This is a genomic window from Paraburkholderia gardini (assembly GCF_907164575.1).
Taxonomy (GTDB): Bacteria; Pseudomonadota; Gammaproteobacteria; order Burkholderiales; family Burkholderiaceae; genus Paraburkholderia; species Paraburkholderia gardini.
The window spans coordinates 1-13,816 of sequence record NZ_CAJQYY010000006.1 but is presented as its reverse complement, the minus strand read 5'-3'; the positions used below and the strand labels follow the sequence as shown (position 1 = coordinate 13,816).

The window sequence follows — 13,816 nt, the reverse complement described above, 5'->3', positions numbered from 1 at the left end:
TTTTGCGTTAGCTGTTGAAATCGCGGCCGGCCGCGACGGCCTTCACGTAGCCCGTCCGAATGACAAAGTCCCCGAAATGTTCGTGCTCGCCGCGCTCACGTGCGAAGTGGCCGAGCGTGGCGTCAAGCGCATCGAGAATGGCTGCTTCGCCGGCATTCCCGAGATACATCCGGTTGAGTCGATTACCGTGGAAGCCCCCGCCGAGATACAGGTTGTACTTGCCCGGCGCACGCCCCGTCAGGCCGATCTCGGCGACGTAGGGCCGCGAACAGCCATTCGGGCAGCCGCTGATGCGCAGCGTGATGGGCACGTCCGAAAGACGGTGACGCTCAAGGATCGTCTCGATCCGGCTGACGAGGGACGGCAGGTAGCGTTCGCTTTCCGCCATGGCAAGACCGCAGGTCGGCAATGCGACGCACGCCATCGACCCGAGTCGCAACGCGCTGCCTTCAGCGGACGCGAGAAGCCGGTATTCGTCGAGCAGCCGTTCGATGTCCGGCCGCTTCGCATCGGAGATCTGCGCGATCGTCAGGTTCTGATTGGGCGTCAGACGGAACGTACCGTCGTGGATGCGCGCGATGGCGCGCAGGCCATCCATCAACGCCCGGTCAGGCCGGTTGGCAAGGCGTCCGTTTTCGATAAAGAGTGTCACGTGGTGGCGTCCGTCGTCGCCGGTTTGCCAGCCGAGGGTATCGCCGTTCGAATCGAATACGTAAGGGCGTGGCGCATCCAGCCTGAAACCGAGTCGACGCTCGATGTCTGCCTTGATCCAGTCGAGACCGCGGTCGTCGATCGTGTATTTGAACCGCGCATGCGCGCGGTCCTTCCGATCGCCAAGATCGCGTTGCAGTTCCATCACCGCATCGCAGGTCGCGGGAACGTTGTCCAGCGTGACGAAGCCGATGACATCGGCGAGACGCGGGTAAGTCGACGGCACCTGGTCAGTGCGACCCATGCCGCCGCCAATGGCGACGTTGAAACCTTCGAGACCCTCGTTGCCGGCGATCGCGATGAAACCCAGATCCTGCGTATAGACGTCGATGTCGTTGACCGGCGGAATGGCAAAGCCGATCTTGAACTTGCGCGGCATATACGTGGCGCCATAGAACGGTTCCTCCGGCCCGGAAGAGGCCAGCCGCTCTTCGCCGTACCAGATCTCGTGATAGGCCCGCATCCGCGGGATGGCGCGATCGCTCGCACGCTGGGCGAGATCATGGACTTCGGCGTGCAGTGCCGACAGATGCGGGTTGACCGAGCACATCACGCCACGCGAGTCGTCCCCGCAGGCTGCGATGGTATCGAGCAGCACTTCGTGCAGCCCTGCCAGCGTCGGGCGCAGATCGTCCTTGAGCACCCAATGAAACTGAAAAGTCTGCCGCGTCGTCAGGCGCAGCATCTCGCTGCCGTAGCTGCGCGCGAGCTCGTCGAGCTTCAGCCACTGCGCGGGCGTGCAGACGCCACCGGGCAGTCGCACCCGGATCATGAACTGATACGCGGGTTCGAGCTTCTGACGTCTGCGTTCGTCGCGTACATCGCGATCGTCCTGCTGATAGATGCCGTGGAATTTCAGCAGTTTGGTGTCGACATCGGACACGGCGCCCGTGATCTGATCGATCAGGCTGTGCCGGATCGTGCCGCGCAGCTGGTCGCTCGAGGCCTTCATGCGTTCGTCGGGGCCAAGGTTTTCAACGGGCTGGGACAGATCGCGGCTGCGATCTGTCGGCGCAAGCGTCTGCGACATATGTGCCTTTTCAATAAACATCGCGCTGATAGCGGCGATCCTGCTGAAGTCGATGGAGGTAGTCTTCCGCCGCGGCCGGGCCGAGCCCGCCTTCGGTCGAGATGACAGCAGCCAGCGCCTGATGGACGTCGGGGGCGAGCCGGTTCGCGTCGCCGCAGACATAGACGTGCGCGCCTTCTTCGAGCCACGCGAAAATATCGCGGGCCTGCTCCTTTAACCGATGTTGCACATAAACTTTCGCGCGATCCTCGATGTGCCGGTCACGCGAAAAGGCGACGTCCATGCGTGTGAGCACGCCGTCCTTGAGCAGGGTCTGCCACTCGGTCTGGTAGAGAAAATCCGTGCGGAAGTTGCGTTCGCCGAAGACGAGCCAGGACCGGCCGCCGGCGCCGCGTGCCTCACGTTCCTGCATGAAAGCGCGGTAGGGTGCGACACCGGTTCCCGCACCGATCATGATGAGCGGCACGTCATCCGCGGGCAGCCGGAAATTCGGGTTCTTCTGCACATAGACGGGCAACCGCGCGTCCAGCTCGCCGCGCTCCGCGAAATGGCCGGACGCGATCCCGGAGCGGCGCTCGCCATGCAGGGTGTAGCGCACCGTGGAGACAGTCAGATGGACTTCATCGGGTGCGACCGCGAGGCTCGACGCAATCGAATAGAGCCGTGGCGCCAGCGGCCGCAACCCTGCAATGAGATGCTGTGCATCGATCCCCTTGACCGGGAATTGCCGGATCACATCGATGACATGGTGGCCGTGCGCGAAGTCGGTACGCTCTACGGCGCGATCGGCCAACGTCAGGCGCCTGAGCGCATCCGCGCCGGAAAGATGAGCCCAGTGATCCAGAAAGCGGGGCGTGAGTGTCGTGATTTCAAAGCGGTTCGCCAGCGCGTCGCCCAGTGTGACGGGCTCACCCTTCACGTCGATCACGGTCTGCGGGGCAAGGCCGAGTTCGATCAGGATCGTCTCGACCAGAGCAGGGGCGTTGGCCGGCATGACACCCAATGCGTCGCCTGGCTCGAAGGCAAGACCCGACTCTTCGAGCGACAGTTCGATGTGCCGCGTTTCCTTTGACGATCCGCGTCCTGTCAGCGCGATGTTTTCGATGATCCGTGCGGAAAACGGATTGCGTTTGTCGAAGGCCGGCGTCTGTGTCTTCGTCGAAGCTGGCAGTGCCGCTGAAGACATCCCGTCCGCGGACTTGCCACCGGTAAGCGACGTATTTCCCAGCGTGGCCGCGATATCGTCGATCCATGCGCTGGCGGCTTCGTCGTAGTCGATGTCGCAATCGACTCTGGGTTTTAGACGCTGCGCGCCCAGTTCTTCCAGACGGCGATCGAGGCGCTTGCCGGCCTCGCAATAATGTTCATAGGTCGAATCGCCGAGTGCAAGCACGGCAAAGCGTACGGCAGGCAGTTTCGGCGCCTTGCGGCCTTCCACGAATTCGAAAAATCCCGCCGCCGGCTGGGGTGGATCGCCTTCGCCATACGTGCTGACGATGATCAGCATGTCGTGCTCGTCCTTGAGTTGCCGCGTCTTGTACGTGGCCATGTCGTGGAGCGAGAGGGTAAGGCCGCGCTTCGCCGCGTGTCCGGCGAGCGTGGTTGCCAGCGCGGCGCTGTTGCCGGTCTCGCTACCGTAAAGCACCGTCAACGGACGCTGACCGGGATGACCTGCATCACCCGGAGCGGGTGATGCATCGACCGCCGTACCCAACGGCGATACGTCGCGCGTCGCGGCTTGCTCGACCCCGGCAAGAAAGCCGCTTACCCACAAAAGTTGCTTTGAGTCGAGCGATGAAGCAAGACCGCTGATGTGTTCCCACTGCGCCCCGGTCAACCCCGGGCCTCGAAACTCCGAAACAGTCATTTCCGCTACCGGCTCCAGATGTGCGCTCCGCCCGGTCGAGGCGGCAGGTACCCGCTTGCTTGCACGTCCGGTCGGTACAGCATTGATGTGATCGTCCCTATTTTCCGCCCTGGATTGTCAACACACAAATGCATTATTATTGGAAATAACCGCAATAAAATTGATATGAAATCATGGACATCACGCTGGCACGTACCTTTCTGGAAGTCTCGGTAAGTGGAAGTTTCATATCGGCCGCGGAGCGTCTGCATCTGACGCAAACGGCGGTGAGCGCGCGGATCAAAACGCTGGAAGAACAACTGGGGCGCCGGCTTTTTGTGCGCAACAAGGCAGGAGCCCGCCTGACCGCGGCCGGTGAGCGTTTCGTGCGGCATGCCACGACGCTCGTCCAGGTGTGGGAGCAGGCGCGCCAGCACGTGGCGCTTCCGCCTGGGCGGGAGGAGGGGGTGAGTCTGGGTGGCGAATTGAGCCTGTGGCATCCGCTACTCGCCGACTGGCTTATCTGGATGCATCGCGAGTGCCCGGAGATCGCCTTGCGGGCTGAAGTCGACAGTCCGGCTCGCCTGCTCGATCGCGTGCAGGAAGGCTCGCTCGATATTGCTGTTCTCTACAATCCGCCGCAACGCGCCGATCTGGTTTCCGAACTGCTCGTCGAAGAGAAGCTGATCATGGTCACGAGCGCGCCAGATGGTGCAATGGATCCGGACAGGTATGTTTATGTCGACTGGGGGCCGAGCTTCGCCGTCAACCATCAAGCTGCCTTTCCCGAGCTTGCGAATCCGCCTGTTTCCATTTCCCTCGGCCCGCTTGCGCTGACCTACCTGCTGACCGTCGGCGGCTCGGGCTATTTCCGTATTGGTACGGCGCAGCCCTTTCTGACGGACGGCCGCCTGCGCCGCGTGGCCAATGCGCCGGAATTTTCCTGGTCAGCTTTCACGGTCTATGCGACACGACAGGAGGCACATGCGATCGACCGCGTGCGTCACGGTCTGCGCATGGTAGCCATGGCCCATGACAGGCCTGGGATCGGGCAAAGCATCGGCTCCCGGCCGTCTTCGTCGGCGTAGAGGCCTCGGTCGCCGAAGGCGAGTGCGCTGGTCAGAAGACTGGACTCGAGCCCAGGGGAAAACGACCGCGAAACGTACAGGCGTCATAACGCGGGCGAACGACTGTTCATGCGCCTCAAAGTGAGACGCATGCTTGCTCCAGCGAAACAGCGTGTCGTCATCGCTCAGACGACACGCTCGCCGGTCACTTTTCCCATTCGATGACGCGGCAGCAGCGGCAACGGCTCGACCTTGCCGACCACGAACAGATAGGACAGCGCGCCGACGATGCAGAGCGATCCCGCGGTCAGCAGCGGAATCACAAACGAGCCTTTGGTGACGGACAGCATGACGCCCGTAAAGGTCGTAATGAAGATGCCGGCCAGATTACCCGCAAAATTCTGAATGCCGCCGAGCGACGCAACATGGGCCGGTGTGGGTGCCACTTCACCGACCAGCGTCCACACATTGGCGCCGGCGAACGACAGACTCGCATAGGCCAGCGCGAAGAGCGCAAGACAGGCCCATGTGCTTTCCACGAACACGGACAGCGCGATCGACGAAGACAGCAACATGCCCACGACGAGACAGGTCTTGCGGGCTGCGGTCGCACTCCATCCGCGTTTGAAAAGACTATCCGACACGATGCCGCCGAGCCAGCCGCCGGGGATCGCCAGGAGTGCCGGCAGCATGCCGAGCGTGCCGAGCGACGTCAGCGAAAATCCGCGTGACTGCAGCAGATAGGTCGGAAACCACGTGATAAAAAAGTAGATGGCGAAGTTCAGGCAGAACAGGCCGATCATCATGCCCCACACCGTGCGGTAGCGAAACAGGTCGAGCCATGACACCGTGCCGGCAGCGTCAACGGTTGCGGGTGCGCCGCGCTGTGCCAGCAACGCGTCGACCGCGCCGGGCGCGATCGCGCGATAACGCTCCGGGTCGCGATAGATGAACCACCACGCGAGCGCCCACACAAGCCCGAGGCCGCCGGTAATCGCGAACGATCCGCGCCAGCCCACGAGCGCGATCAACCACGCGACGAGCGGCAGCGAGAGCGCCGATCCGACGCGCGAACCGCTGTCGAAGATACTGCTCGCGAGCCCCCGTTCGCTGCGCGGAAACCAGTTGAAGGCCACCTTCGCAAACGACGGAATCGCCGCCGCTTCACCCACCCCGAGCATCAGCCGCACGCCGACCAGCTGCGCGAGACCGCGCGCCATGCCGGTGGCGATCGTGAACGCCGACCACCAGCCCACCGCGAGCGCCAGACTCACGCGCACGCCGACCTTGTCGATAAACCAGCCGGCCGGCAGTTGCAAGAATGCGTAGGTCCAGAAGAACGCGCTCAGCACGAGTCCCATGCCCACCGCGTCCAGACCGAGCTCCGCACGGATGCTCGGCGCCGCGATCGCCAGGTTGGCCCGGTCGATGAAATTGATGACGTTGGCAAGGAAGCACATGAAGATCATGGCCCAGCGGATTCGTGGCATGGAAGTCTCCGTCTGTAATAGCGGTGTGATGTACGCCGACCGAACTGTCCGTCAGCGTCCTGGTGAAGGGTGTTATCGCGTGGGCTCAGGACACCTTGTCCATCGCTTCCCACAATCCGTTGATGTACACGGCGCCTAGCGCGCGGTCGTACAGACCGTAGCCGGGCTTGCCGGTTTCGCCCCAGATCATGCGGCCGTGGTCCGGACGGAAATAGCCGGTGAATCCGGTGTCGTGATAGGCCTTGACGATTGCGGCGATATCAAGCGAGCCGCAACTGGACAGGTGAGCGGATTCTTCGAAATCGCCTGCGGGCGTGATCTTCACATTGCGGATGTGCGCGAAGTGGATGCGTCCCATGCCGCCAAATTCGCGCACGAGTGCTTCCACGTTGTTCTGCGGTCCGGCACCGAGCGAACCGGAGCACAGCGTCAGTCCGTTCGCCGGCGAGTCGACGATCTGGAGGATGCGTGCGAGGTCGTCGCGATTCTTCACGATACGCGGCAAGCCAAAAATCGGGCGCGGGGGGTCGTCCGGATGAATCGCCATTTTCACACCGCATTCTTCGGCGACCGGAATGATGGCCTTCAGGAAATATTCCAGATGTTGCCAGAGCCTGTTTTCGTCGACTTCGCGGTATTCAGCGAGCAGCGCTTTCAATTGATCGGGCTTGTAGCTCGAATCCCACCCCGGCAGCGCAATGCCGTCGTCCGGGTCGATCGCTTCGATTTCTTTCGTGCTGAACGCGAGACATGTCGAACCGTCTTCGAGCGTTTTCGACAGCTCGGTGCGGGTCCAGTCGAACACCGGCATGAAGTTGTAGCAGATCACCTTGATGCCCGCAGCCGCCAGGTTGCGAATGGTTTGCCGATAGTTGTCGATGAGCCGGTCACGCTCAGGCTTGCCGAGCTTGATGCTTTCATGCACAGGCACGGACTCGACCACTTCGAAGCGCAACCCGGCCTGTTCGATTGCCGACTTGAGCGCAGCGATCTTGTGAATGGGCCACACTTCGCCCACCGGTTCGTCGTAAATGGCGGACACGATATCCGTCATGCCGGGAATCTGGCGAATGTATTGCAGCGTGACGGGATCGGACTCGCCGTACCACCGGAAAGACATCTTCACGACTTCACTCCTTGAGACTGATTGGGCAGGCAGGACGCGGCCATGCCACATCCAGGACGGGCGGATTATGATTGGTTGACCAATTTATGGCGATAGTGGTTTACCAGTCTCTCCACATGGCTCAAGGGGCGGTGCGGAGGAGAGGTGGGCCCTTTAGGGGCCGCCAGTGGGGCACAGAATCCGATGTACCGGAAAATTGGTGTACCATTTTCGGCGCGGAGGCGAGTGAGCCGCCGCGTTACCTGTTCGCGAGCGCCTTATGACCGATCTCTCCACTCAATCCTTTGCCCAACGACAGGACGCCGACGCTACCGACCGGTCCTATATCGGGCTCGCCAGGCAGATTCATGCGTTGATCGCGGCTGGCGATTTCGAGGTGGGATCGAGATTGCCGTCGGAGCGCGCGCTCGCCGACAAGTTCGCCGTGAGCCGCACGCAGGTGCGCGAGGCGATCATCGCGCTGGAAGTGCAGGGTGTGGTGGAAGTGCGAGTGGGCTCGGGCATCTATGTGTCGGCCAGGATCGGCGCGCGGCCGGTGACCTTCGAGCTGCCGCGTGGCCCCGGGCCGATCGAAACCTTACGCGCGCGAGCATTGATCGAATCGGAAGTGGCGGCGCTCGCGGCAACAGAGCGCAAGGATCGTGACCTGGATCGCATCTTTGCCGCGCTCACCACGATGCGTGAGCAGATGCACGACAAAGAGGCCAATCACGCGGCCGACCGGCAGTTTCATATGTACATTGCCGAAGCGACGGGAAACACGGTGCTGTTGCATATGGTCGCGGCGATGTGGGACTGCGCGCGCAGCGATCCGTTGTGGGAAAAAATCGAGGAGCACTTTCATACGTCCGGGTTGCGTGCGGCGTCGCAGGAAGACCATCAGCATATTTTTGCCGCGATCGCGGACCGTAATCCAGATGCGGCGAAGAGCGCGATGCACGCGCACCTGTCCCGCGTGGTTGGAGAATTCACGCAGGCGTGGAAATGATTAGCGACGCTTCAACGAAAAGCGTGGCTTGTATTCCATACACATACAGCAGCGAGACGATGGCCGTGGTGGGGACATAGACGTGATCGCGCTGGTCGACAGCATGCTTGAGGCGCAGACGGTCGTGCATGATGGCCCGCTGCGGTAAAGCACGAGCGTGAGGCGCGGCCCCGCACATACTCCGGGCACACGCCTTCAATCGCTAGACTGACAGCGCCAGCGCGCATGCGCAGACGTTGTCGACGGTGAAACCATACTCGCGCATCAGAATATCAGCGGGTGCCGATGCGCCGAAGCGTTCGATGCCGAGCACCTCTCCGCTTTCGCCGACATAGCGATGCCAGCCTTGCGGCACGCCGGCCTCGATAGCCAGCCGCGCGCCGACCGGGGGCGGCAGCACCACGTCCCGGTACGCTTGCGGCTGCGCGTCGAACAGCGACCAGCAGGGCAGCGAGACCACGCGCACCGCAACGTTTTGCGCCTGCAGGCGCTCGCGTGCGGCCATCGCGAGCCCGACTTCCGAGCCGGTCGCGATCAGGATCAGTGCCGGCTTGCCGCCCGGCGCGTCCGCGAGGATGTAGCCGCCGCGCCGCAGACCGTCGGCGGCGCCGAACTGGGCACGGTCGATGGTCGGCACGTTCTGGCGCGTCAGGATGAGTGCGGTCGGCCGGTCACGCGTTTCGAGCGCTACGCGCCACGCCACGGCGGTTTCGTTGGCATCGGCGGGGCGAATCACGTTGAGGTTCGGCACGGCCCGCAGGCTGGCGAGCTGTTCGATGGGCTGATGCGTCGAGCCGTCTTCGCCGAGCGCCAGACTGTCGTGGGTGAAGACATAGATCACGCGTAGATGCATGAGCGCGGCAAGCCGGATCGGTGGACGCATGTAGTCCGAAAAAATCAGGAACGTCGCGCCGAACGGGATGGTCCCGCCGTGGGCGGCGAGGCCGTTCAGGATCGCGCCCATGCCATGCTCGCGCACGCCGAAGTGCAGATTGCGGCCGGCGCGGCTCCAGCCGCCTCCTTCGGAGCCTTGCCGGTCGCGGGCACTGGCGCCGGGCGCTTCGAAGTCGCCGAGCCCGGACAGTGCAGTAAAGGTGGACGGATCGAGATCCGCGGAGCCACCAGTCAGCGACGGCAGGCGCGGCGCGATCGCCTTCATCACCTTGCCCGATGCGACCCGCGTGGCGATACCTTTGGCATCGGCGGGAAAGAGCGGGATATCCTGATCCCAGCCGGCCGGCAATTCACCGCGCGTCGCGTTCAGCAGTTCCTCAGCAAGCTCTGGAAACGCCTGCTTATAGGCGGAAAAGCGCGTGTTCCATTCGGTTTCTTTTTGCCGACCCTCGTCAAGCGCACGACGAAAATGCGTGCTTGCCGGCTCGGGAATATAAAACGCCGGCCCGGTTGGCCAGCCGAGGTTCTGTTTGGTCAGACGCACTTCTTCTTCGCCGAGCGGCGAGCCGTGCGCCTTGTAGGTGTCCTGCCTGTTCGGCGAACCGTAGCCGAGATGCGTGCGCACCAGAATCAGCGACGGGCGCCGGATTTCGGCACGCGCATTGCCGAGCGCCTGCTCGATGGCGCCCCTGTCGTTGCCGTCGCCGATGGACTGGACGTGCCAGCCATAGGCTTCGAAACGCCGCGCACGGTCTTCGCTGAACGTGATGTCCGTGCCTGCGGAAAGCGTGACCTCGTTGTCGTCATAGAGATAGATCAGCTTGCCTAGCTGCAAATGACCGGCGAGCGACACGGCTTCCGATGCGACGCCTTCCATCAGATCACCGTCGCTGACGATGCCGTAGGTGAAGTGATCGACGATGTCGAAGCCCGGCCGGTTGTAGCGCGCGGCAAGGTGCGCTTCGGCCATCGCCATGCCGACTCCGTTGGCGAGGCCCTGGCCGAGCGGCCCCGTCGTCGTCTCGACGCCGGGTGTCAAACCGCGTTCCGGATGGCCCGGCGTGAGACTGCCCCATTGGCGAAACTGCTTGATCTGTTCGAGCGGCAGATCGTAGCCCGTCATATGAAGCAGGCTATAAAGCAGCATCGAGCCATGTCCGGCCGACAACACGAAGCGATCGCGATCGAGCCATGCCGGATTCGCCGGGTTGTGTTTGAGAAAGCGGGTCCACAGCACGTAAGCCATCGATGCGGCGCCGAGCGGCAGACCGGGATGGCCACTGTCGGCTTTCTGCACCGCATCGACCGACAGAAAACGCAGCGTGTTGACGCACAGATCGTCCAGCGTCGCGGCGCTGGACGAGAGGGAAGCCGCTGGGTTCATGTGTACTCTCCTTGATTGCTACAGACCGGCGGGGCGGTGCCGCCATGAGCGAATGGACCGGAGTGCCGTCACGCTCCACGTTGTGCTTCGAGTTCAGGGCTGGTGGTACCGCAGCGCGCCATCGGCGAAAACGCTGTCGCTGAACGCCTTGAACGCGGCATGCGGGGCGGGTGCCAGCTACAGAGTCCGCACGCCGGATCAGCCTTTGCTGATTTTCGCCGTGTAGCCCGTGTCCTCGAACGCGACGAGGAACTCCTCGGCCATCAGCCACGAGTCGACCTTCACAACTCCTGCTTTGACGTCGACGTCGACTTTCGCGTCCGGGTCGACCGCACCGATGGCCCGGACAAGCGTCTGCGCATCGACATCGCCGGTCATCTTCTCCACTTCGAATTCCATATGTTCGAATTCCACGTGCAGCTCCTTCAATTCGGGTTATTGGGTGCTTCGAACGGCCCATGATGCGCCTGCCCGATGCAGTTGTACCTTCATTCCTGTGCGTCGAAAACTTCGGCGATTCAATTAAATTCAAGCTATATCACAACGTGATCTATAGTGAAATGCACTGAATCATCATGAAAATGTGCTGTTGAATGTCCGGCAGCGTCCGCGTGCGCCGGCATCGACATCACTGCACTGTACGCCGCACTGAACGGAGGGCGTCCATCATGACGACGAGATTGAAGGTTGGCGATCACGTGACGTGGAATTCGGAGGCCGGCCATGTGAGTGGCAAGATCATCGAGGTGCACACGAAAGACGCCGGCTACAGGGGGTACACCCATCACGCCAGCATTGACGATCCACAGTACGAGATCAGGAGCGACAAGACCGGCCATGTCGCGATGCACAAAGGCGGCGCACTGAAAAAGACGCATGCCTGAGCCATGTCGACTGTTACAGTACAGACGAGCCGCTAACGGATGTGAAACGCTTTGATCAGGCGGACGCGGGAATGAAATACAGGGACTACTACGAGATTCTCGGCCTGCAACGCACCGCGACGCAGGACGAGGTCCGGCGCGCGTACCGGAAGCTCGCGCGCAAATATCATCCGGACGTCAGCCAGCAGACCGACGGGGAAGAGCGTTTCAAGGAACTGGGCGAGGCGTATCAGGTTCTCAAGGATACGGAGAAACGCGCGGCCTACGACCGTTTGGGCCACCAGTGGCAGAACGGTCAGGATTTTCAGCCGCCGCCTGACTGGGACGAAGGCTTCGAATTCAGCGGCGCAGGTAACGGGCGCGGCGCGGATGCCAGTTTCAGTGATTTCTTTGAGGCGATGTTCAGCGACGCGCGTACAGGTGGGCACGCACGGCAAGCAGGAAGGCGTGGCAGGGGATCGGAACACGCCGCCGGCGCGGCCGACGATCTGGAGGGCGCCTGGCGCGGTGCGCAACGTTCGATGCCCGGACAGGATCTTCACACGAGAGTCGTGATCGATCTGGAGGATGCTTATCACGGCGCGCAACGTTCGATTTCGCTGCAAATGCCGGTCCTCGATGCACACGGTCATGTCGTCCTGCAGCCGCTTACGCTGAACGTCACCATTCCCAGGGGCGTGCGTGCCGGACAGCACCTGCGTCTCGCCGGTCAGGGCGCTGCCAGGGTGGGGCAGGGACCTCCCGGTGACCTGTATATGGAGATCACTTTCCGGGAACATCCGCATTTTCGCGTCGACGGGCGCGATGTTTCGCTCGACGTACCGGTGGCGCCCTGGGAGGCCGCGCTCGGCGCGCACGTAACCGTTCCCACGCCTGATGGCTCCGTCGAGCTGACCGTGCCAGCGGGGTCGGCCGCTGGCCGGCGGTTGCGACTCAAGGGCAAGGGGATTCCGGGGAAGACGCCGGGCGACCTGTATGTGATATTGGCCATCGTGCTGCCACCGGCCGACAGCGACAGCGCGCGAGCGGCCTACGACGCGATGCGGCAGGCGTTCCATTTCGAGCCGCGCGCGAATTTCACGGGTACTCGACCATGAAAGAATCGGTGGCGGTCTTTGTACAAGGTCAGATTGTCGAGGAAGACGTCGAGTTCACGCTCGTTGAATTGTGCAGGGCGAGCGGCGCGTCGGAAGAACAGTTGACGTTATGGATCGAGGAAGGCGCAGTCGAGCCGCAAGGTGCCACGCCGCGCGAATGGCGCTTCAGCGGTGCCGCACTGCGCCGCGTGCGAACCGCTCGACGACTTGCACAGGATCTCGAGATCAACGCACCCGGCATTGCGCTCGCCCTCGACCTGCTCGATGAAATCAACACGCTGCGAGCGCGGGCGAGGCGTTCGTCGGGTCGTTGAGCGTGGTTTTTACGTTCCTTACCGGTTCAATGGCGGGCGCGGCGCGAACGACCGGGTTCGTCTGAATTGCTGGCTGGCACCACCGGCAGGCGTGGCGGAACGGTAGGCCTGCCTGCGATGTTGTGCGCTGCTATTGGGCGCGGCAATCCAGGTCCTTTGCGAGCAACCTGGCCTGTCACGGCCCTGGACGCCTCAATAGCTTCTCGCTGTCTGGGTCAGTGCAGCGTCGTCGGCGTGCTCGAGAATACGCGCGAACCAGTCAGCCAGAAAATCCACAAACGCGACGACCTTGGCTGACACATTCATCCGCTCGCCGTACACCGCATAGATATCCGCACTCGGCAACGACCAGTCGGGCAACGCGATGCGCAATGCGCCCGAACGCAAATGCGCCTGTACGTCCCACTCCGAACGCATCAGTACACCATGACCGGTTGTCGAAGCGGACGTCGTGGTATACCCAGGTCGGCTACGTGAAGAACAGCCACGGCTCGAACCTTGGTCTTAACGGCTACGACACCGACATCGTCGCCGGCCACAATCAGACCGGTGCGATGCTTGGCGTTATTCACTATTTTTGAGCGGGACGGGAATGGATAACCCAGTCGTGAACTGGCGATAGTGAGGGTCGGTTAGAAGCAGGGGAATCCGCAGCGCAAAAGGTAATCAACGTCGAACGGGAAACCCGTAACGGGTTGCGGGTTTTTCGATAAGGCCAGATTTGTCTGCAAGCCATGCACAGACTGGCGTTGGAGGTCTCGGGGCCTTTGCAATCCAACTCTGTCGCCTGGTCAATGCAAAGGTCATTGGTGTCACGTTGAACGCCAGGCGTCAGGGCTTCGCATTGCGTATAGGAAAGCGCCCTGTATTTGACATAATATAAATTATCAAGCATTGGTGTGTCAGAGCTTTTTAGTAATGTCTGGTTCTGGCTCATTAGAAATGTCCGGTTCCTGGCTCCGGGCCGGCGGCTGTGGCGCATGCT

Annotated in this window: 14 protein-coding genes; 6 read left to right on the top strand and 8 right to left on the bottom strand. The window is 62.2% G+C overall.

Annotated elements, in window-relative coordinates; translation table 11 throughout:
* Nucleotides 1-7: 7 nt before the first annotated feature.
* On the bottom strand, nucleotides 8-1,741 hold the full coding sequence (locus LPA34_RS06415) for an NADPH-dependent assimilatory sulfite reductase hemoprotein subunit (protein WP_228976148.1): 1,734 nt from the start codon (nucleotides 1,739-1,741) through the stop codon (nucleotides 8-10).
* 10 nt (nucleotides 1,742-1,751) lie between these two features.
* The gene (locus LPA34_RS06410; RefSeq protein ID WP_228976145.1) at nucleotides 1,752-3,608 is read right to left on the bottom strand and encodes an assimilatory sulfite reductase (NADPH) flavoprotein subunit; all 1,857 of its coding nucleotides are present in this window, start codon (nucleotides 3,606-3,608) and stop codon (nucleotides 1,752-1,754) included.
* Nucleotides 3,609-3,781: 173 nt separating this feature from the next.
* On the opposite strand from LPA34_RS06410, the gene LPA34_RS06405 reads away from it, so the two are divergent.
* The gene (locus LPA34_RS06405; RefSeq protein ID WP_228976143.1) at nucleotides 3,782-4,675 is read left to right on the top strand and encodes a LysR family transcriptional regulator; all 894 of its coding nucleotides are present in this window, start codon (nucleotides 3,782-3,784) and stop codon (nucleotides 4,673-4,675) included.
* Nucleotides 4,676-4,839: 164 nt separating this feature from the next.
* Here LPA34_RS06405 and LPA34_RS06400 read toward each other — a convergent pair whose 3' ends face one another.
* Together LPA34_RS06400 and uxuA are read right to left on the bottom strand one after the other, a co-directional pair.
* Nucleotides 4,840-6,144 carry an MFS transporter gene (locus LPA34_RS06400; RefSeq protein ID WP_228976140.1) on the bottom strand — a complete coding sequence of 435 codons (1,305 nt, stop codon included), beginning with the start codon at nucleotides 6,142-6,144 and terminating at the stop codon, nucleotides 4,840-4,842.
* Nucleotides 6,145-6,229: 85 nt separating this feature from the next.
* Nucleotides 6,230-7,270, bottom strand: a complete 1,041-nt coding sequence (gene uxuA / locus LPA34_RS06395; RefSeq protein ID WP_228976138.1) for a mannonate dehydratase — start codon at nucleotides 7,268-7,270, stop codon at nucleotides 6,230-6,232.
* Nucleotides 7,271-7,529: 259 nt separating this feature from the next.
* On the opposite strand from uxuA, the gene LPA34_RS06390 reads away from it, so the two are divergent.
* Nucleotides 7,530-8,258 (top strand): FadR/GntR family transcriptional regulator, encoded by a 729-nt coding sequence (locus tag LPA34_RS06390; protein WP_228976137.1) that lies wholly within the window; start codon nucleotides 7,530-7,532, stop codon nucleotides 8,256-8,258.
* Here the strand turns inward: LPA34_RS06390 and LPA34_RS06385 are convergent.
* The 3 genes from LPA34_RS06385 to LPA34_RS06375 all read right to left on the bottom strand — a co-directional run bounded on the left by LPA34_RS06385 (nucleotide 8,239) and on the right by LPA34_RS06375 (nucleotide 10,950).
* Nucleotides 8,239-8,388: a hypothetical protein gene (locus LPA34_RS06385; protein ID WP_228976134.1), complete on the bottom strand. Its 150-nt coding sequence runs from the start codon at nucleotides 8,386-8,388 to the stop codon at nucleotides 8,239-8,241. The two genes, LPA34_RS06390 and LPA34_RS06385, sit on opposite strands and share 20 nt — an antisense overlap.
* Before the next feature lie 72 nt (nucleotides 8,389-8,460).
* On the bottom strand, nucleotides 8,461-10,536 hold the full coding sequence (gene tkt, locus LPA34_RS06380; protein ID WP_228976133.1) for a transketolase: 2,076 nt from the start codon (nucleotides 10,534-10,536) through the stop codon (nucleotides 8,461-8,463).
* A 198-nt stretch (nucleotides 10,537-10,734) separates the two neighbouring features.
* On the bottom strand, nucleotides 10,735-10,950 hold the full coding sequence (locus tag LPA34_RS06375; protein WP_407672517.1) for a copper chaperone: 216 nt from the start codon (nucleotides 10,948-10,950) through the stop codon (nucleotides 10,735-10,737).
* A 254-nt stretch (nucleotides 10,951-11,204) separates the two neighbouring features.
* Between LPA34_RS06375 and LPA34_RS06370 the strand changes: the two genes are divergently transcribed.
* The 3 genes from LPA34_RS06370 to LPA34_RS06360 all read left to right on the top strand — a co-directional run bounded on the left by LPA34_RS06370 (nucleotide 11,205) and on the right by LPA34_RS06360 (nucleotide 12,831).
* Nucleotides 11,205-11,420, top strand: a complete 216-nt coding sequence (locus tag LPA34_RS06370) for a hypervirulence associated TUDOR domain-containing protein (protein WP_228976132.1) — start codon at nucleotides 11,205-11,207, stop codon at nucleotides 11,418-11,420.
* Nucleotides 11,421-11,491: 71 nt separating this feature from the next.
* Nucleotides 11,492-12,517: a DnaJ C-terminal domain-containing protein gene (locus LPA34_RS06365; protein ID WP_228976131.1), complete on the top strand. Its 1,026-nt coding sequence runs from the start codon at nucleotides 11,492-11,494 to the stop codon at nucleotides 12,515-12,517.
* A complete protein-coding gene (locus tag LPA34_RS06360) occupies nucleotides 12,514-12,831 on the top strand; it encodes a chaperone modulator CbpM (protein ID WP_228976130.1) in 318 nt (105 codons plus the stop codon). Before LPA34_RS06365 ends, LPA34_RS06360 begins: the two co-directional genes overlap by 4 nt.
* 192 nt (nucleotides 12,832-13,023) lie before the next feature.
* Here the strand turns inward: LPA34_RS06360 and LPA34_RS06355 are convergent, their stop codons facing one another.
* Nucleotides 13,024-13,248, bottom strand: a complete 225-nt coding sequence (locus LPA34_RS06355; RefSeq protein ID WP_228976128.1) for a LysR substrate-binding domain-containing protein — start codon at nucleotides 13,246-13,248, stop codon at nucleotides 13,024-13,026.
* A 17-nt stretch (nucleotides 13,249-13,265) separates the two neighbouring features.
* Here LPA34_RS06355 and LPA34_RS06350 point away from each other — a divergent pair, with 17 nt between their 5' ends.
* Nucleotides 13,266-13,412 carry a hypothetical protein gene (locus tag LPA34_RS06350; RefSeq protein ID WP_228976127.1) on the top strand — a complete coding sequence of 49 codons (147 nt, stop codon included), beginning with the start codon at nucleotides 13,266-13,268 and terminating at the stop codon, nucleotides 13,410-13,412.
* The last annotated feature ends 404 nt before the right edge of the window (nucleotides 13,413-13,816 follow it).